The sequence below is a fragment of the Wenjunlia vitaminophila DSM 41686 genome (assembly GCF_000380165.1).
GTDB classification, from domain to species: Bacteria; Actinomycetota; Actinomycetes; order Streptomycetales; family Streptomycetaceae; genus Wenjunlia; species Wenjunlia vitaminophila.
Genome location: NZ_KB904678.1, coordinates 1 through 17,432 on the forward strand (window position 1 = coordinate 1; position 17,432 = coordinate 17,432).

At 72.6% G+C, this 17,432-nt stretch carries 15 protein-coding genes; 7 read left to right on the top strand and 8 right to left on the bottom strand.

What is annotated here, in order from left to right:
• The coding region (locus A3IG_RS30020) for an integrase core domain-containing protein (protein ID WP_018384675.1) at window positions 1–241 on the top strand (241 nt) is incomplete at its 5' end.
• 49 nt (window positions 242–290) lie between these two features.
• Here A3IG_RS30020 and A3IG_RS0116455 read toward each other — a convergent pair.
• The 3 genes from A3IG_RS0116455 to A3IG_RS0116465 form a co-directional block, all read right to left on the bottom strand.
• Window positions 291–1,121 (bottom strand): enoyl-CoA hydratase/isomerase family protein, encoded by an 831-nt coding sequence (locus A3IG_RS0116455; protein WP_018384676.1) that lies wholly within the window; start codon window positions 1,119–1,121, stop codon window positions 291–293.
• Window positions 1,122–1,304: 183 nt separating this feature from the next.
• Window positions 1,305–1,526 (bottom strand): helix-turn-helix domain-containing protein, encoded by a 222-nt coding sequence (locus A3IG_RS0116460; RefSeq protein ID WP_018384677.1) that lies wholly within the window; start codon window positions 1,524–1,526, stop codon window positions 1,305–1,307.
• Window positions 1,527–1,897: 371 nt separating this feature from the next.
• The gene (locus A3IG_RS0116465; protein WP_018384678.1) at window positions 1,898–3,496 is read right to left on the bottom strand and encodes an ABC-F family ATP-binding cassette domain-containing protein; all 1,599 of its coding nucleotides are present in this window, start codon (window positions 3,494–3,496) and stop codon (window positions 1,898–1,900) included.
• 257 nt (window positions 3,497–3,753) lie between these two features.
• On the opposite strand from A3IG_RS0116465, the gene A3IG_RS0116470 reads away from it, so the two are divergent.
• Complete coding sequence (locus A3IG_RS0116470; protein WP_018384679.1) at window positions 3,754–4,155, top strand: VOC family protein; 402 nt, start codon at window positions 3,754–3,756, stop codon at window positions 4,153–4,155.
• A 1-nt stretch (window position 4,156) separates the two neighbouring features.
• Here the strand turns inward: A3IG_RS0116470 and A3IG_RS0116475 are convergent, their stop codons facing one another.
• From A3IG_RS0116475 to A3IG_RS0116485, 3 genes are all read right to left on the bottom strand, one after another.
• On the bottom strand, window positions 4,157–5,503 hold the full coding sequence (locus tag A3IG_RS0116475) for a hypothetical protein (RefSeq protein WP_169366224.1): 1,347 nt from the start codon (window positions 5,501–5,503) through the stop codon (window positions 4,157–4,159).
• A 146-nt stretch (window positions 5,504–5,649) separates the two neighbouring features.
• Entirely contained in the window at window positions 5,650–6,876 is a 1,227-nt protein-coding gene (locus A3IG_RS0116480) for an alpha/beta hydrolase (RefSeq protein WP_018384681.1), read from the bottom strand.
• Window positions 6,833–7,483: a class II aldolase/adducin family protein gene (locus A3IG_RS0116485; protein ID WP_026220329.1), complete on the bottom strand. Its 651-nt coding sequence runs from the start codon at window positions 7,481–7,483 to the stop codon at window positions 6,833–6,835. The genes A3IG_RS0116480 and A3IG_RS0116485 overlap by 44 nt, the downstream gene beginning before the upstream one ends.
• 282 nt (window positions 7,484–7,765) lie before the next feature.
• On the opposite strand from A3IG_RS0116485, the gene A3IG_RS0116490 reads away from it, so the two are divergent.
• The 3 genes from A3IG_RS0116490 (at window position 7,766) to A3IG_RS0116500 (ending at window position 10,494) form a co-directional block, all read left to right on the top strand.
• The gene (locus A3IG_RS0116490; protein WP_018384683.1) at window positions 7,766–9,028 is read left to right on the top strand and encodes an inorganic phosphate transporter; all 1,263 of its coding nucleotides are present in this window, start codon (window positions 7,766–7,768) and stop codon (window positions 9,026–9,028) included.
• 43 nt (window positions 9,029–9,071) lie between these two features.
• The gene (locus tag A3IG_RS0116495; RefSeq protein ID WP_018384684.1) at window positions 9,072–9,293 is read left to right on the top strand and encodes a hypothetical protein; all 222 of its coding nucleotides are present in this window, start codon (window positions 9,072–9,074) and stop codon (window positions 9,291–9,293) included.
• Window positions 9,294–9,618: 325 nt separating this feature from the next.
• On the top strand, window positions 9,619–10,494 hold the full coding sequence (locus A3IG_RS0116500; protein WP_018384685.1) for a sirohydrochlorin chelatase: 876 nt from the start codon (window positions 9,619–9,621) through the stop codon (window positions 10,492–10,494).
• Window positions 10,495–10,531: 37 nt separating this feature from the next.
• Here A3IG_RS0116500 and A3IG_RS31975 read toward each other — a convergent pair whose 3' ends face one another.
• Together A3IG_RS31975 and A3IG_RS0116510 are read right to left on the bottom strand one after the other, a co-directional pair.
• Window positions 10,532–13,684, bottom strand: coding sequence for an ABC transporter substrate-binding protein (locus tag A3IG_RS31975; RefSeq protein WP_058032818.1), 3,153 nt, complete (start codon window positions 13,682–13,684; stop codon window positions 10,532–10,534).
• A gap of 198 nt (window positions 13,685–13,882) precedes the next feature.
• Window positions 13,883–14,995 (bottom strand): amidohydrolase family protein, encoded by a 1,113-nt coding sequence (locus A3IG_RS0116510; protein ID WP_026220330.1) that lies wholly within the window; start codon window positions 14,993–14,995, stop codon window positions 13,883–13,885.
• Between the two features lie 449 nt (window positions 14,996–15,444).
• Between A3IG_RS0116510 and ectA the strand changes: the two genes are divergently transcribed.
• Both ectA and ectB read left to right on the top strand, forming a co-directional pair.
• Window positions 15,445–16,017 (top strand): diaminobutyrate acetyltransferase, encoded by a 573-nt coding sequence (gene ectA / locus A3IG_RS0116515; protein WP_018384688.1) that lies wholly within the window; start codon window positions 15,445–15,447, stop codon window positions 16,015–16,017.
• Window positions 16,018–16,100: 83 nt separating this feature from the next.
• On the top strand, window positions 16,101–17,369 hold the full coding sequence (gene ectB, locus A3IG_RS0116520) for a diaminobutyrate--2-oxoglutarate transaminase (RefSeq protein WP_018384689.1): 1,269 nt from the start codon (window positions 16,101–16,103) through the stop codon (window positions 17,367–17,369).
• Window positions 17,370–17,432: the final 63 nt, after the last annotated feature.

Below are 17,432 nucleotides of genomic sequence, written 5' to 3' on the forward strand. Positions count from 1 at the left end.
CCTGGGCATCAGCCCCCGCTGGACCAAACCCTGGCGACCCCAGACCAACGGAAAGGTCGAACGCTTCCACCGCACCCTGCTCGACGAATGGGCCTACCACCGGCCCTACACCTCAGACCGCGAACGCCAGGCAGCGTTCCCCGACTGGCTGGACTGGTACAACTACCACCGACCCCACACCGGCATCGGCGGCCACCCACCAGCCACCCGCGTCACCAACCTGCCCGAACAACACACCTAGCGGCACGCGTCCGGGTGACGGCGCCGGCCCCGCCCCGCACCCGTCGCGTTCAGTCGCCGATCCCCGCGAGGTCCCTCAGCCGGCGGGCCTGGGCGGCGCGCTCGGCGGCACGCTGCTCGTCGTGGTCCCGGCCGGCCGCTCCGCGCAGCAGCGCCTTGAGCTCCACCACCGCGTCCCTCGGCGGCGTGAGGAGGGCCGCTGCCAGGTCCTGCACCGCGTCGTCCAGCTCCTCGCGGGCCACGACCAGGTTGGCCAGGCCGACCCGTTCCGCTTCCTCGGAGTGCACCCAGCGCCCGGTGGCGCAGATCTCCAGCGCCCTGGCGTACCCGACGAGGTCCACCAGCGGCTTGGTCCCGGCCAGGTCCGGCACCAGTCCGTAGCTGGCCTCGCGCATGGCGAACTGGGCGTCCTGGGCACACACCCGCAGGTCACAGGCGAGCGCAAGTTGGAAGCCCGCGCCCACCGCGTGTCCCTGCACGGCGGCGACGCTCACCAGGTCGTTCCGCCGCCACCAGGTGAAAGCCTCCTGGTACGAGGCGATGGCCGCGTCGAGCACGTCGTCGGGCTCCGCCGCGAGCGCGGCGAAGGACAACTCGCCCTCGATGCCCTCCGGGGTGAACGCGCGCCGGTCCAGACCGGCGCTGAACGACACCCCTTCGGCCCGCAGCACCACCACCCGGACACTGCCGGGTATCGTGCGGCCGGCCTCGGCGAGCGCCCGCCAGGTCCCCGGCGTCTGCGCGTTGCGCCGCTGGCCACGGCACAGGGTGACCGTGGCCAGCGGGCCCGAGACGGTGAGCCTGACCCCGTCGCGCTCCAGCAGGGGCGACTGCGCCCCCTCGGACTGCTCGGCAGGGGTGTTCTCCGGGTTGGTGGGCATGCGGCTCCTTCGGACAGGTCATCGCGGAAGCCGCCCGGCCACACGCCACCTCGGCCTCTGGCTGGACCGCTGTGCGCGCGCCGCGGCGACCGGCCCTCGCCGGCGCGAGAACCTACCGCAGAGTAACCACCCGGCGCGTACCGCGGTACGGCCGGGTGGTGACCACCGAAGCCCCGGTGAGGTCTACGCGGATGCCTTGCTCTTGCCGCGCGTCGCTCCGCCCCGTCCGCGCAGGGTCACTCCTGACTCACTGAGCATCCGGTGGACGAATCCGTAGGAGCGGCCCGTTTCCTCGGCCAGCGCCCGGATGCTTGCCCCGGAGTCGTACTTCTTCTTCAGGTCAGCCGCGAGCTTCTCGCGCGCGGCACCGGTCACCCGGCTGCCCTTCTTCAGAGTCTCGGCCACCCGTGCCTCCTCATGGGAAGTGCGCTCTGGCTTCCCATGATCACCCCTGCCGCGCTTCCTGGCCACCCATTCGGCAAGGTCCGCTTCACAACATTGACCGGACAGCGGGCACCCGGCGGGCACCCGAATCCGCCCTCCAGCCGGTCCCGTGCCACTCGAGTTCCACCCCAGCAGCCATCGAGCTGAGGAAAGCGGCAGGTCAACGATGCGAACAGCGGCACCGCGCTCCCCCGGCGGGCCGGATGGGCCGCGCCGGGGGCCGCGCCGAGGCGCGGGCGAGCGATGGATGAACTCTCCTCGTCCAGATGATGGATTCACCCGCTGGCCGAATGATCGAATCGCCGAGGGGCCACCCGGGGGGCGTCGGCAGGTCAGGCCAACGAGACCAGGTCGGCGTAGTCCGCGCTCCACAGGTCCTCGACACCGTCCGGCAGGAGGATGATCCGCTCCGGCTGGAGCGCGTCCACCGCGCCCTCGTCGTGGGTCACCAGCACCACGGCCCCGGTGAAGGTGCGCAGCGCCCCCAGGATCTCCTCCCGGCTCGCCGGGTCCAGGTTGTTGGTGGGCTCGTCGAGGAGGAGCACGTTGGCGCTCGAGACCACCAGGGTGGCCAGGGCCAGCCGGGTCTTCTCACCGCCGGACAGCACGGCCGCCGGCTTGTCCACGTCGTCCCCGGAGAACAGGAACGAACCGAGGATCTTCCGGATGTCGCCCAGTTCCATGTCGGGGGCCGCGGAGCGCATGTTCTGGAGGACCGTGCGCTCCGGGTCCAGGGTCTCGTGCTCCTGGGCGTAGTAGCCCAGCTTGAGGCCGTGGCCCGGCTCGACCACCCCGGTGTCGGGCTGCTCCACCCCGGACAGCAGCCGCAGCAGCGTCGTCTTGCCCGCACCGTTCAGGCCGAGGACCACCACCCGGGAGCCCTTGTCGATCGCCAGGTCCACGTCGGTGAAGATCTCCAGCGAGCCGTAGGACTTGGACAGCCCGGTGGCGGTCAGCGGGGTCCTGCCGCAGGGCGCCGGGTCCGGGAAGCGGAGCTTGGCGACCTTGTCCGCGGCCCGCACCTCCTCGAGACCGGCGAGCATGCGTTCCGCCCGGCGGGCCATGTTCTGCGCGGCGACCGTCTTGGTGGCCTTGGCCCGCATCTTGTCCGCCTGGGACATCAGGGTGGCGGCCTTCTTCTCCGCGTTGGCCCGCTCCCTCTTGCGCCTGCGCTCATCGGCCTCGCGCTGGGCCTGGTACGCCCGCCAGCCCATGTTGTAGGTGTCGATGCACGCCCGGTTGGCGTCCAGGTAGAAGACCCGGTTGACCACCTCGTCCACCAGGTTCACATCGTGGGAGATCACGATGAAGCCGCCCCGGTAGGTCTTGAGGAAGTCGCGCAGCCAGGCGACGGAGTCGGCGTCGAGGTGGTTGGTGGGCTCGTCGAGCAGCAGGGTGTCGGCGTCCGAGAACAGGATGCGGGCCAGCTCCACGCGGCGGCGCTGGCCGCCGGAGAGCGTGCTCAGCGGCTGACCGAGCACCCGGTCCGGAAGGCCGAGGCTGGCGGCGATGGTGGCGGCCTCGGCCTCGGCCGCGTAACCACCCTTGGTGAGGAACTCCGTCTCGAGCCGGGAGTACTTGCGCATGGCGTTGTCCCGGGCGCCCCCCACGGTGCTGGCCATCTTCTCCTCGGCCGCCCGCATGGAACGCAGCACCGCGTCGAGGCCCCGCGCGGACAGGATCCGGTCCCTGGCCTGCACCTGGAGGTCACCGGTGCGGGGGTCCTGCGGGAGGTAGCCGACCTCCCCGCTGCGGGTGACGGTGCCGGCGGCCGGGACGCCCTCGCCGGCGAGGACCCGGGTCAGGGTGGTCTTGCCGGCTCCGTTGCGACCGACGAGGCCCACGCGGTCACCGCGGGCGATGCGGAAGGACGCGGACTCGATGAGGACTCGAGCACCGGCGCGCAGCTCGATACCAGTGGCAGTGATCATGAGAGGAGGAGCTCCAGGGCGTGGCGGACGGCAGGGACATCTCTTCTGGCCGGTTCAGGGCACACGGGTGCCACCGGACGGTGCGCGCCGTCTATTGCACGAGGAGAACTGCCATGGGTCCCATACTAACGGGGGACCAGGACTGGGTCTTCCACGTTTCCTCCGGCTCCTCACGGACGGCCGTCACCGAGCAACGGCGGGCCGCCCCTGGGAGACTTGACGCGACACCGTCCAGGGGGGCGAGGAGGCGAGCACGCATGTCCAGGAGTACGCCCAGGCCCACCGTCTACCCCGCGCTGCGGTACCGCGACGCCCGTGCCGCCATGGCGTTCCTGACGGACGCCTTCGGCTTCACCGAGGTGGCGGTCTACGACACCCCGGAGGGCGCCGTGGCCCATGCCGAGCTCCGCTACGGGAACGGCCTGGTGATGCTCGGCACGACCGACCCCCAGACCGCGAAGGAGATGGGTCCGTCGTCGGTGTACGTGGTCGTGGAGGACCCCGACCGGCACCAGGAGCACGCGGCGGCCCGCGGCGCGCACATCGTCCGCGCGGTCTCCGACAAGGAGCAGGGCGCGCGCCGGGAGTACACCGCCCGGGACCCGGAGGGCAACCTGTGGAGCTTCGGCACCTACCAGCCCAGCTTCCCCGGCGACTGAGTCACCGTCCCCCGCTGTGCACCTGGAACGCGGCCCGACGCACCACCTTCGCCAGCACCGGGTCCGGGTGGGCGGCGGCGAGCGCCACCAGTACCTGGACCGTCCTGGGGTGGTCCACCTGCCGCAGTTCCTCGAGCAACTGGGGCACCGAGCCCTGGGCGGCGGACTGGAGGTGCCGCACCAGCAGGTGGCCCTCGCCGTGGTCGGCGACGGCAGCGGCGGTGTCCACCCAGAGCCAGGTGGCCTCCTGTCGGCTCAGCAGGTCGGGGGGCGCCTCGCCGTCCAGCTCGGCCAGCCACAGCAGCGCGTAGGGACGCAGACTCGGCTCCGCCGAGGCGGCGCGCACCGCGGACTCCGCCGGCCCGCCCACCACGCGCAACGCGTCGAAGGCCAGCCCGCGCAGCAGCGGGTCGTCACCGCGCGCCACCTCGAGCAGCTCGGCGACCGCCTGCCCGACCGGGCGGGCGGCCAGCCACGCCCGGTACTCCGCGCGGGCCGGCCCCGGGGAGTACCGGGCGCAGGCCCGCAGCAGTTCCTCGGCGGGCTGCTCGATGTGCCCGGCGACGCTCTGGGCGGCCACGCAGATCTGCTCGAGCTTGGTCCACACCGCCCAGTTCCCCAGGGCGGTCAGGGCGACCGCCGGGGTGTCGGGATCGCGGTGCAGCGCGCCCACGGAGGCCAGGGCGGCCAGGAGCCACTCCAGCAGGTCGGGCAGCTCGTCGGCCTGGTCGGCGATGTCCGGCTCGCCGCGTGACTCGCGCAGCTCGGCGATGCGCTGGGTGAGCAGGTCGAGCAGCCCCGAGACCGGGAGCGGGCCCGAGGTCAGGTGCAGCAGCGACAGGAGCTGGGGGGTGCCCTCGACCACGTCGGCGACCAGACCGGGGTCGGCGCCCTCCGGGGCGGGCAGGGCCAGCGACCAGGCGTCGAACAGGGCGACCCAGCCGCGCAGCACCGCCGCGTCGTCGCGGTCCCAGACCCGCAGCCGCCAGCCGGGGGTGGCCACGCCCTCACGGAGTTCCAGCAGTCCCGCGAGCCTGGCGTGGTCCCAGGCGGCGGCGACCTGTTCCGGGGTCAGTTCCAGGGTCGGCGCGGCACGCCCGGCCTCGGTGAAGGACACCGGTCCCTCGGCCCAGCGCGCCAGGCGCACCGCGTCGGTCAGTTGCGCTCGGGCGCGCCGGGCCAGTTCCCGCTGACCTGGCATGCCCTCGGGTGGGCGGGCGGCGGCGGCGCGCCGGACGCTGCGTCGGTGGGCGGTTGCGCCGTCTGCCTGCAGAGCACGGGCCGCTTCGACCCGGCGGTCCGGAACAGGGCGCAGTCGTGCTGTCTCTCGCGGGGTACGGGACGTCACGACAGCAGTCTGTCGGGTCATGGCCCGGAATCCCAAACGGTAGATCGTTTACCGGCCGCGAAGTAGACAAGAGCGGACGGTTCGGGCACCAACCCGCCGGCTCCGCAACGGCCGTGGGTCACCGGCGTGGACGCCCCCGCGGAGGGTCACAACAGGGGGACCAGGAAGCGCCGCACCTGTTCCTCGTACCCGTCGGGGTCGGCGTTCCACATCGCCGCGTGGTCGGCTCCCGGCACCCGGTACAGGGTGGCCAGGTCCGCCCTGTCCCTGGCCAGGGCACGCGTCCGGTCCCAGGGGGCGACGGTGTCGTCGGGCCCGTGCACCAGCAGCGTGGGGACGAACAGGGCCTCGGGCCGGGACGCCCGGCGCAGCCGGTCGCCGGGGAGCACGCCGCGGCCCTCGGCGGCGCGCAGGAGCAGTGGGAGCAGGGCCGCGGGGACGCCGCGCCGGACGGCCAGCCGGCGCAGCGTCGTCTCCCAGTCCAGGACCGGGGAGTCGAGTACCAGGCCGCCGACGGCCCCGCGCAGCGGCGAGCGGTGCGCCGCGTACAGCGCCATGGTCGCCCCCACCGACCAGCCGACGACCACGACCTGCCGCGCACCGTGCTCGACCGCGAAGCGCAGCGCGGCGTCCAGGTCGTGCCACTCGGTGTCGCCGAGGTGCCCCAGGTGGTCGGGGGACCGCGGCGCCGCCGGATCGTTGCGGTAGCTGACCGAGAGCACCGGGAGGTGCAGGGCGCACAGGGTCGGCAGCAGGGCGAGGGTCTGTTCCCTGGTGGCGCCGAGGCCGTGCACGGCGACGACCCAGACCTTCCGCACCCCCGGCAGCATCCAGCAGGGCAACGGCCCCAGGTCCCCGGGGACGGTCACGTCCCGGTAGTCGAGGTCCCTGGCGGACCGCGGGTCCCCGGTGTACGCCTGCGGGGTGAACACCCCCCGGGTGCGGCGGTCCAGGGTGCCGCGGTCCACCCGGGTCAGCCGACGGGTGACCGCGTCGTCGGTGGTGGACAGGACGTCGCCGAGCACGGCGTGGCAGGTGGTTCCGGTCAGGCCGTAGGTTCCGGGGCGGGTGGAGACCGGGGTGCGGGCGAGGGTGACGGTGTCCGGGGTCGCGTCGTGGACGACGACCTGTTCGCTGCCCGGAGGGCCGGTGCGCAGCGGCCTCAGGGCGACGCTGGACGCGTGGCGGCCGGCGGCCAGCGCGGCGAGGCCGACCGTGCCGGCCGCCGCCCCGGCGAGCAGCGCGGGCCCCGGTGTCCGCCGGCGGAGCCGGGGCCGCCCGCGGGCCCGGAGCGGCTCGCGGCCCGCCCCGGGGTCTGGGGGCCGCTGCTCAGCGGGGCTGACCGTAGGTGTTGCGAATCCTCTCCACCACATGCTCGATCTCGTACCCCGGAAGCACGGAAGGAGTACCCGCCGCTCGGGCGGCAAGCCACACCTGGCAGAGCCACTCGAGCACCTCGGTCTTGCCGTACGCCGAGTCGAGGTCCTCGGCGACGGTGATGGTGCCGTGGTTCTTCAGCAGGCACGCGGTGCGGTCCCGCAGGGCGAGGAGCATCACCTCGGCCAGCTCCTCGGAGCCGTAGGTGGCGTACGGGGCGACGCGTATGGTGCCGCCGAGCCCGGCCGCCACGTAGTGGATCGCGGGCAGCTCGTCCACCAGGGTGGACGCGGCGGTGGCGTGCACCGAGTGGGTGTGCACCACGGCACGGGCGTCGGTGTTCCGGTAGACGGCCAGGTGCATGGGCAGCTCGCTGGTGGGGCGGAGGGTGCCGTGCACCTGCTTGCCGTCCAGGTCCACCACGACCCAGTCGCTGCGCCGCAGTCGGTCGTACCGGACGCCGCTGGGGGTGACCACCACGAGGTCCCCCACCCTCGTGGAGACGTTGCCTGCGGTTCCGACGACCAGGCCGTCGGCGGCCATCTGCTGTGCGGTCCGGGCGACCTGCTCCCAGGCACGGACCATATCCGCGTTTGCTGCCATACAGGCGACCTTACGTGTGGTGCGGCTCGGGACCGCGCCCGGGGTGGCGGGTGGGCCGCACCCCGGGCTCGGGACGGCTCGGGAGCGGGTCGAGACGGGCCTCGGCGCGGATTCCGCCGTTACGCGAATCGGGCGAATCCCAGGGGCAGATGGGGGCAAACCACTACCCTGTCGCCACTGGCGAGATCCCCGCACCGGCGCGACAGGTGCAGTTCACCTGCTGTTCACCCTGAGTCCGTACGGTCGCCACGCCCCCGACCGCCTCGAAGATTGCCTGAGTGCATGGAACACATCACGCTGCTGATCGCGATCGTGATCGCTACGGCCCTCGTGTTCGACTTCACCAACGGCTTCCATGACACCGCGAACGCCATGGCCACCACCATCTCCACCGGGGCGATGAAGCCCAAGGCGGCGGTGGCCATGTCCGCGGTGCTCAATCTCGTCGGCGCGTTCCTGTCCGTGGAGGTGGCCAAGACCATCTCCGGCGGAATCATCGACGAAGGGGCCGGCGTCAGACCGGAAGTGATATTCGCCGGGCTCGTCGGCGCAATCGTCTGGAACATGCTGACCTGGCTGCTCGGCCTCCCCTCGAGTTCGTCGCACGCCCTGTTCGGCGGCCTGATCGGCGCCACCCTGGTCTCCGTCGGTGCGGACGGGGTCAACGGGGACAAGGTGATGATGAAGATCCTCATCCCCGCGGTGGCCGCGCCGATCGTGGCCGGGGTCGCCGCCGCCCTGGCCACCTGGCTCACCTACCGCCTGGGCCGGGGACTGGACGACCGCACCGCGTCCAAGGGCTACCGCGCCGGACAGATCACCTCCGCCGCCCTGGTCTCCCTCGCCCACGGCACCAACGACGCCCAGAAGACCATGGGCGTCATCACCCTGGTCCTGATCACCGGCGGGACGCTCGGCCCCGGTTCCGGGCCGCCCCTGTGGGTGATCGTCTCGGCTGGTCTGGCCATATCGCTCGGCACCTACCTGGGCGGCTGGCGGATCATCCGCACCATGGGCAAGGGCCTGACCGACATCCAACCCCCGCAGGGCTTCGCCGCCCAGACCGGTGCCGCCGCGGTCATCCTCAGCTCCTCCCACCTCGGTTTCGCCCTGTCCACCACCCAGGTCTGCTCCGGCGCCGTCCTCGGCTCCGGGGTCGGACGCAAGGGGGCGGCGGTGAGCTGGGGGACGGCCGGCCGGATGGCCGTCGCCTGGGGGTTGACCCTCCCCGCCGCGGGAGGCGTCGCCGCCGCGGCCGCCCTGCTGGCCGACCAGGGGAACGCCGGGGTCACCGCGGTCGCGCTCCTCGGCGCCGCGGCCTGCTCGTCGATCTGGGTGGCCTCCCGGCGCAAGCCGGTCCACGCGGACAACGTCAACGACGTCGAGCCCGCGGCGACGGTGTCCACGGTGACCACCGCGTCGCTGGCCGACACCCCGGTGCTGGCCGCTGGCGCCCCGGTCGGGATCACCGTCACCGGGGCGGCGAACGCGGCCGTGCTGCACCCGCCGACCGATCCGGCCCCCGCGCCGGCCGCCACCGCCTGACCCGGGCCCACCGTCCGCACCGCTCGCACCCCAAGGAGTGTCCGTGAACATCGACTGGGTCGCCCTCGGCACCGTCTTCGGCGTCAGCGTCGCGGTGACCGTCGGCCTCGTGGGCCTGTTCACCGTCGGCATCGTCGCCCTGTCCCGACAGGAGGGTGCCGCCGCCACCGGCAACTCCGTCCTCGCCGCCCGGACGGGAGCGGTCGCCTGCTTCGGTCTCTGCCTGGCGGCTGTCACCTACGGGATCTACCTGATCGTGGCCTGAGCCCCGCACCGTCCTGACCGACCCCGAAGGGCCGGACCGGCGTCGTTCCCGACGCGGTCCGGCCCTTCGGGTCGTGCGCGGGAGGGGAGATGACAGCGGGCGGGGACGAGCCGCACGCGTTCCCGGTCGGCCGACCCGTCACCGGCCCCCCGGGTGCGCCCCGGCCCAGCGGCGGCACATCGAAGCTGGCGGGTTTCCGAAATCGGCCACCACCGGAGTCCCTCACACACCAGGATTCACCCGAGGCCCATGAGCACCATGAGCGCGGCCAGCCTCAGCTCGCGGGCGTCGTCCGTTCCATGAGTCCCGCAAGGAGAGAAACCCCGTGACCCCGCCCGACCAGCATTCTGCTCCCGCTCTCCTGCTCGTCAGCCCCGGTGGCCGCGACGAGCGGGGAGCCGAGGCGTTCCGCTCCTTAGTCGCCGGGCTCGGTGAGCGACACCCGGAGCTGCCGATCGGGGGTGGCTTCGTCGGCACGTCGTCACCGCCGCTGGCCGACGCGGTGGCCAGCCTGGTGGGCCGGGGGGTGCGGAGCTTCGCCGTCGTGCCGCTGACCCTCTCCCCGACCGGACCGGAGACGGCCCAGATCCCGTCCGCACTGGCCGCCGAGGAGCGGCGGCACCCCGGCACCAGCTACGTCCTCGGCCGGCCCCTGGGACCGGACCCCGCACTGCTGGGCGCGCTGGAACGCCGGATCGAGGAGGTGTTGGGCGGTCGCCGGTCGCCGATGGACCGGGCGAGGACCACCGTCCTGCTGGTCGGCCGCGGCTCCACCGACCCGTACGCCAACGCCGAGGCGCACCGGGCGGCCAGGTTGCTCTGGGAGGGCCGGGGCCTGGCCGGGGTGGAGACCGCCTTCGTCTCGCTGGCCGCACCGGACGTTCCCGCCGGGCTCGACCGGTGCCGGACACTGGGCGCCCGACGGGTGGTGGTGCTGCCGTACCTCCTGTTCCCCGGGGTGCTGCCGGACAAGGTCGCCGCCCAGGCACAGGGTTGGGCCGATGTGCACCCCGAGGTGGCGGTGGACCTCGCCGACGTGCTCGCGGGCGGCGACGACCTGTTCGAGCTGGTGCTGGAGCGTTACCGGGAGGCCGTCCACGGCGGCGCGAGGACCGACTGGCCCGGCGGGACGTGGACGGTGGGGCCGCTCGGGGGCGGAGGCCGGGTGGCCGTCCCCGCACGGGGCCCGCGGGGCCGCTGACCCCGGCCGGGGCGGCGGGACCGCCCCGGCCCCGTGGTCACTCCTTGACGACGCCCAGGGCCTGGATGTCGATGCCGCCGAGCGCGGGGTGGACGTAGGCGTTGGTGAGGCGCTTCCCGCGGTAGTTGAGGGCGCGGCCGTGCAGCAGCGGCACGATCACCGACTCGTTCATGATCTTCTCGTCCACCTCCACCCACTTGTCCCTGGCCTCGCGGGGGTCCTCTTCCTGCGCCGCCTCGTCCATCGCGCTGTCGATGTCCCAGTCGTCGAGCTGGGCGTAGTTGTAGGCGCTGTCCTTGTCCACCAGCGGGCGCAGGAAGCCGGTGGGCGCGGGCCAGTCGGAGGACCAGCTCGTGAGGATGATGCCCCACTTCCGCTTCTCCACCTTCTCCGGGTCCTGGATGTCGGTGAAGAACTCCGCCCCGTCCACCAGCTCGATCTCGGCCTTGATCCCCACCACCTTCAGGTCGGCCTGGATGACCTGAAGGAGTTCCCGGTTGCGCGGCCCGCTGGCGGAGGCGACCAGCTTGGTGGTGAAGCCCTTGGTCTTGCCGCAGGCGTTGAGCTGTCCCCCGGCCTCGTTCGGCCGGGGACCGGTCAGCGTGCCGTACACGTCGGACTCGCGGTCGTAGCCGGTGATCGTCGGTGGGATCACCCCGCCGGCCACGTCCCCGCCGGTGTCGGGTCCGCCGTACAGCGTCTGCAGCCTGGTCTTGTCGATGGCGTACTGCACCGCGCGGCGGCACTGGAACGCGTCCAGCGGGGCCACGCTCGGCTGGACGCTGAGGTACCGCAGGGCACCGGTGTAGGAGGAGTCGGAGTACGCCTTCTTCTCGGCGTCAGCCAGGACCTGCCGCTCGGCGGCCTCACCGAGGCCGACCTGCGCCGGGTCCAGGTCCGCCGCTCCGGTGAGCAGGGCGTTGTCAACCGCGTCCTGGTTCCCCGGGTGGATGGTGAGTTCGATCCGGTCGGGCAGGGCGGTGCGGATGGGGTCGGTCCTCGCGTCCCACTCGTCGTTGCGGACCAGGGCCAACGACGAGGAGCCCGCACGGACCTCGGACTCCAGCTTGTAGGGGCCGCTGGCCACGGGCTTGCGGCCGTAGGTCTCGCTGTCGTCGGCCGCCCTGGGCACCGGGGACGCGGGGGACATCGCCAGGACGTAGGGGAAGTCGGGGAACGGGTCCTGGAGGTGGAACACGATGGTCCGGTCGTCGGGGGTCTCCACCGAGGACAGGCCCAGGCGGTCGGGGTCGTCGTCCTGGTACGGCCCCGGGTAGTCCTGGCCCTGGTCCAGCAGGTCCACCAGGTGTTCCGGGCCGTTGAACACGTCCGTGGCGAACGACCGCTCGATGCCGTACTTGATGTCCCTGGAGGTGATCGGGTCGCCGTTCTCGAACCGCACGCCTTCCTTCAGGGTGAACGTGTACGTCCTGCCCCCGTCGGAGACCTGCCCGGTGTCGGTGGCGAGGTCGGGCTTGAGCACCCGCCCCTTCGCGCCGGGCATCGGCGCGTAGTCCACCAGCTTGCGCATGAAGACGCGTTGGAGGTTCCACGACAGGGTGTCGTAGGTGTCCGCGGGGTCCAGTGTGTCCAGGGCCACGGACGACGCCAGCCGGAGGGTGCCGCCGCGCTCGGTGGACGGCGAGACCACCCCTTCGAGCGCGCCGTTGTACCCGCTGGCCGAGGTGCGTTGCTCGGTGAGCTTGCCGATCAGTTCGGTGTCCACGGAGCCGTCGTCGCGGTCGAACGGGTCCAGCACCAGCAACCCGGCGACCAGGGCCCCCACCACCGTGACCGCCACGCCCGGGATCACCCACCGCAGCTTCCCGCGGGGGCGGGGCGCCGGCGGCGGCACCGGGTGGAACGACGGGGAAGGGGTGCCGTTCGCCACCCCCCAGGCCGCCTGGGGGGTGCCCGAGTAGGGGTTCACACCGGCCGGCGGGTACGGGAGTGACGGCGGGGGCCCGAACCCGGCGAGGGGCGGGGTGGCCTGCGGTACCGCGGCGACCGCTGCCGGGCCGCCGCCCTTGAGGAACGTGAACCCGGTGCGCGGGTCGCCCTCCGCCGCCGGGGGGCCCGCGGCGCCCGACGACTCGGCCGCCGGGGGCGTCCCCCCGGCCTGCGGGTCGGTGGTCGACGGCCCGGACGCGACGGGGTCGGGAGCCGTGTCCGGGCCGGAGCCGGTTGACTCCCCCGACCCGGCCTTCCCGGTGGGATCGGCGGACTCGCCGCGGGGCCGGTCACCGTCCGTTGGCTCGACGGAGTCGGTGGGCCGTTCGCCGGCCGGCAGCACCCGCTCGGCGACCCCGCCGACCGTGATCCCGCCGACCGTGATCCCGAGGTCCGACGCCCCGCTCCCCGCGCGGTGCAGCCACCCGCGGAGCTCCGTCCGCAGGGCCGCCGCGTCCGGGGGGCGGTCCTGCGGGTCCTTGGTGAGCGCGCCGAGCACGATCTCGTCGAGGTCCCGCGGCACCTCGGGGTTGCGCTCCGAGGGCCTCGGCGGCGCCTGGTGGACGTGCCCGTACATGACGTTCAGCGGGGTGTCCCCGATGAACGGCACCGAACCGGTGAGGAGTTCGGTCAGCAGACAGCCCACCGCGTAGACGTCGCCCCTGGCGTCCACCGGCCTGCCCAACACCTGTTCCGGTGCCATGTAGCCGGGGGTGCCCACGGTGAACCCGGTGACGGTGAGCGTGGTGGCGTCCACTACCCGGGCGATCCCGAAGTCGGCCACCTTCACCGCGCCGGACTTCGTGATCATCACGTTGGAGGGCTTGACGTCGCGGTGCACGGTGCCGTGGGCGTGGGCGTGGGCCAGCGCGTCGAGCACCTCGCAGGTGATCCGCACCGCGTACCCGGGGTCCAGCGGGGCCCGTTCCTTGACCACCCGCTCCAGGGTCACCCCGTCGATGTACTCCATGACCAGGTACGGCAGGATCTCCTCGCCGTCCCGGACCTCGTCCTGGTCGTGAACGGTGACGATCCCGGGGTGGTTCAGTACGGCGGCGGCCCTGGCCTCGCGGGCGAACCGCATGCGGGCCTCGGGGTCCCGGGCCAGGTTCCGGTGAAGGGTCTTGACCGCGACCGTACGTCCCAGTCGGGTGTCCCGCGCTCGGTGCACCCGGGCCATCCCTCCGGAGCCGAGTTGCTCCTGGAGTTCGTAGCGCCCTCCGAACAGCGCCCCTCCCATGCCCACCGACACCAACCTGCCCCCCGCGCCCCACGACGCCCGCCATCGTCCGGGCGCCCCGCCCAGTGCGGTCCTCGACACCCGGGAACAGGGTAGTCCGTTGGCCGGTCCCGGGTGCAGCGGTGTCGCACCGGCCAACGGGTGCACGCCCACCGGGGATTCGGGCGGACCCGCGCCCGCCCCGGCGCCGCTGTCGGTTCAGCCCCGGCCGGCGACCACCCGCCCGCGCAGCACCACGCACCGCGGGTCCGCCAACACCCGCACGTCCCGCCGCGGGTCCTCGTCGTAGACCACCAGGTCGGCCGACGCGCCCTCGGTCAGCCCCTCCCGCCCGAGCCACCGGCGCGCGCCCCAGGTGGTCGCGGAGAGCGCCGCCATCGTCGGCAGGCCGGCCGTGACCAACTCCGCCACCTCGCGGGCGACCAGGCCGTGGGCGAGCGAACCTCCGGCGTCGGTGCCGACGTAGACGGGCACGCCCGCGTCGTGGGCTGCCCGCACCGTGTCGTGGCGGCGTTCCCACAGCCGCCGCATGTGGTCGCTGTAACGCGGGAACTTGTGCTCCGCCGAGCTGGCGATCTCCGGGAAGGTGGCGATGTTGATCAGCGTGGGGACGATGGCGACCCCTGCCTCGGCGAACAGGGGCACCGTGTCCTCGGTCAGCCCGGTGGCGTGCTCCACGCAGTCGATGCCGGCCTCGACCAGATCGGTCAGCGACTCCTCGGAGAAGCAGTGCGCCGTGACCCGCGCCCCCTCCTCGTGCGCCGCGGCGATGGCCTGGTCCAGGGCCTCGCGCGGCCAGCACGGGGCCAGGTCACCGCGGTCCCGGTCGATCCAGTCACCGACGAGCTTGACCCAGCCGTCGCCGCGCCGGGCCTCCTGCCGGACGTGGGCCACCAGTTGGTCGGGCTCGATCTCGTGGGCGTAGTTGCGCAGGTACCGGCGGGGGCGGGCGATGTGCCGACCGGCTCGGACGAGTCGGGGCAGGTCCTGGCGGTCGTCGATCCACCGGGTGTCGGCGGCCGAACCGGCGTCGCGCAGCAGCAGCGCACCGGCGTCCCGGTCGGTCAGCGCCTGGAGTTCGGCCGTGGCGTCGTCCACCGCTCCGTGGCTGTCGAGACCCACGTGGCAGTGGGCGTCCACCAGACCGGGCAGCACCCAGCCCCGGACGGTGCGCACGTCGCGGGTGCCCACCGGACGGTCGTAGCTGACCCGGCCGGAGACGACCCACAGCTCGTCCCTGACGTCGTTCTCATCGACCAGGACCGGACCGGTGAGGTGCAGCACCGGGCGGTCCGACACGGACTCAGACATGGCCGGCACGATACGCCGGCGTCCGGTGCCGTCGGCCACGGCCTCCGCCCGGGGAAACACGGGCCGGGGCACGAGAACGCGGCGCGGAGAAGCGCGGCGCCCTGACGGCATTCTTCCGGTGCGGCTTCTTTCCAGTTCTTCCCGGATCAAACTCCTCTTTCTTTTTCCAGGTCGAGGATCACTCGTTCGACAGTGCACGACAATGCCGTTATCAAATCGTGACCTACCCTCGAATTCACCCTCCTTATACCGACATATCCTCCCAGGCAACCGGTGTACCGCCCCCAGCCCAATAACACATCCTGTTGGCTCCCCAAACGGCCATCCTCCCGTGCGATATTCGCTGGCTCTCGGTAAGTTCCTTATGCATGACCGCTACTGGAACTCGTGCGGACATTTCTCATCCACCCATCGATCTAGACTTTCCGAAACTGGCGGACGGCGCAGCGATGTGGCGCATCGCCCGCGACTCCCAGGCACTCGACCTCAACTCGTCGTACAGCTACCTGCTGTGGTGCCGGGACTTCGCGGGAACCTCCCTGGTCGCCAGGGGTGTCGGGAAGCACGCCCCCAGGGGTACCAGCGCTGACGGGAGCCGGGCGGCTCCCGCCAGCCACCACACCGAAGACCGGGACACCGGGGAACGGGTCACCGAGGGTCAGGACCCCGCCTCCGGGGCCCGGATCGGAGAACCGGTGGGCTTCGTCACCGGCTACCTCCGCCCCGAGCGGCCGGCCACCCTCGTCATCTGGCAAATCGCTGTGGACCAGGCCCACCGTGGACGCGGTCTGGCCGCGGCGATGCTGGACGGCCTGACCGGACGCCTCGTCGGACGCGGCGTACGCGAGGTGGAGACCACCATCACCCCGGACAACGCCGCCTCCATCCGGCTGTTCACCTCGTTCGGCGAACGACACGGCGCCGCGGTGCGGCGAGAGGTGCTGTTCCCCGGCGGTCTCTTCCCCGACGGCCACGAGTCGGAGGTGCTGTACCGCATCGGCCCACTGCCGCGCACCGGCTGAGGCCGTGGGGAGGGCGAACGCCGCCGCTCCGCGTCGCCACTCCCCCGACCACCACCCACCCGCCTTCGGCAAAGGACTCCGACATGACCATCACCCCCGTCGCCCCCACCATCTTCGAGACCCGCGAGTCCGCGGTGCGCAGCTACTGCCGGAGTTGGCCGACGGTCTTCGACCGGGCCCAGGGCAGCCGGATGTTCGACGAGGAGGGCCGTGCCTACCTGGACTTCTTCGCGGGGGCCGGGGCGCTGAACTACGGCCACAACAACCCGTTGCTCAAGCGCGCCCTGCTGGAGTACCTGGAGCGGGACGGCGTCACCCACAGCCTGGACATGGGCAGCGTGGCCAAGCGGACCTTCCTGGAGAAGTTCGAGGAGCTGGTCCTCCAGCCGCGCGGCCTGGACTACAGGGTCCAGTTCCCCGGCCCCACCGGAACCAACACCGTGGAGGCCGCGCTCAAGCTGGCCCGCAAGGTCAAGGGCCGGGAGTCGGTGATCAGCTTCACCAACGCCTTCCACGGGATGTCCCTCGGCGCCCTCGCCGTGACGGGCAACTCGATGAAGCGCGCGGGCGCCGGCATCCCCCTGGTGCACGGCACGCCGATGCCGTTCGACAACTACCTGGACGGCCTCACCCCGGACTTCCTGTGGTTCGAGAGGCTGCTGGAGGACAGCGGCTCGGGACTCAACCAACCAGCGGCGGTGATCGTCGAGACGGTCCAGGGTGAGGGCGGGGTGAACGTGGCCCGGCCAAGCTGGCTCCGCGGACTCGCCGAGCTGTGCGCGCGCCGCGACATGCTGCTGATCGTGGACGACGTTCAGATGGGCTGCGGGCGCACCGGGCCGTTCTTCAGCTTCGAGGAGGCCGGGATCGTCCCCGACATCGTCTGCCTGTCGAAGTCGATCGGCGGCTACGGGATGCCGATGGCGCTGACCCTGTTCCGCCCCGAACTCGACGTGTGGGAGCCGGGCGAGCACAACGGCACCTTCCGCGGCCACAACCCCGCGTTCGTCACCTCCGCCGCCGCGCTCGACGCCTACTGGTCCGACGACCACCTGGAGAAACAGACCCTGGTCAAGGGCGAGCAGGTGGCCGCCGCCCTGGTCGAGCTCTGCGCGGAGCACCGCGGGCTCGGGGCCTCGTTCCGGGGCCGGGGACTGATCTGGGGCCTGACCTTCGCCGACACCCGGCGCGCGGTGGCGGTCTGCCGGCGCGCCTTCGAGCTGGGGCTGCTGGTGGAGACCTCGGGCCCGAAGAGCGAGGTGGTCAAGGTCATGCCCCCGCTGACCGTCTCGCCCGACGAACTCGACGAGGGCCTCGCCGTGCTCGGGCGTGCCGTCCGGGACACCGCCTGATCGTTCCCTCCGGCACGCCGCACCGGCGGACCCGCCGGACGCCGGCACCACAGGAACGAAACG

Excerpts from the sequence above, each read along its gene's own strand:
- A3IG_RS0116465 (WP_018384678.1), bottom strand. The coding sequence starts at position 3,496 with ATGATCACTGCCACTGGTATCGAGCTGCGCGCCGGTGCTCGAGTCCTC.
- ectA (WP_018384688.1), top strand. The coding sequence starts at position 15,445 with ATGTGGCGCATCGCCCGCGACTCCCAGGCACTCGACCTCAACTCGTCG.
- A3IG_RS0116480 (WP_018384681.1), bottom strand. The coding sequence starts at position 6,876 with ATGTGGTGGAGAGGATTCGCAACACCTACGGTCAGCCCCGCTGAGCAG.
- A3IG_RS0116485 (WP_026220329.1), bottom strand. The coding sequence starts at position 7,483 with ATGGCAGCAAACGCGGATATGGTCCGTGCCTGGGAGCAGGTCGCCCGG.
- A3IG_RS0116510 (WP_026220330.1), bottom strand. The coding sequence starts at position 14,995 with ATGTCTGAGTCCGTGTCGGACCGCCCGGTGCTGCACCTCACCGGTCCG.
- ectB (WP_018384689.1), top strand. The coding sequence starts at position 16,101 with ATGACCATCACCCCCGTCGCCCCCACCATCTTCGAGACCCGCGAGTCC.
- A3IG_RS31975 (WP_058032818.1), bottom strand. The coding sequence starts at position 13,684 with ATGGGAGGGGCGCTGTTCGGAGGGCGCTACGAACTCCAGGAGCAACTC.
- A3IG_RS0116470 (WP_018384679.1), top strand. The coding sequence starts at position 3,754 with ATGTCCAGGAGTACGCCCAGGCCCACCGTCTACCCCGCGCTGCGGTAC.
- A3IG_RS0116455 (WP_018384676.1), bottom strand. The coding sequence starts at position 1,121 with ATGCCCACCAACCCGGAGAACACCCCTGCCGAGCAGTCCGAGGGGGCG.
- A3IG_RS0116490 (WP_018384683.1), top strand. The coding sequence starts at position 7,766 with ATGGAACACATCACGCTGCTGATCGCGATCGTGATCGCTACGGCCCTC.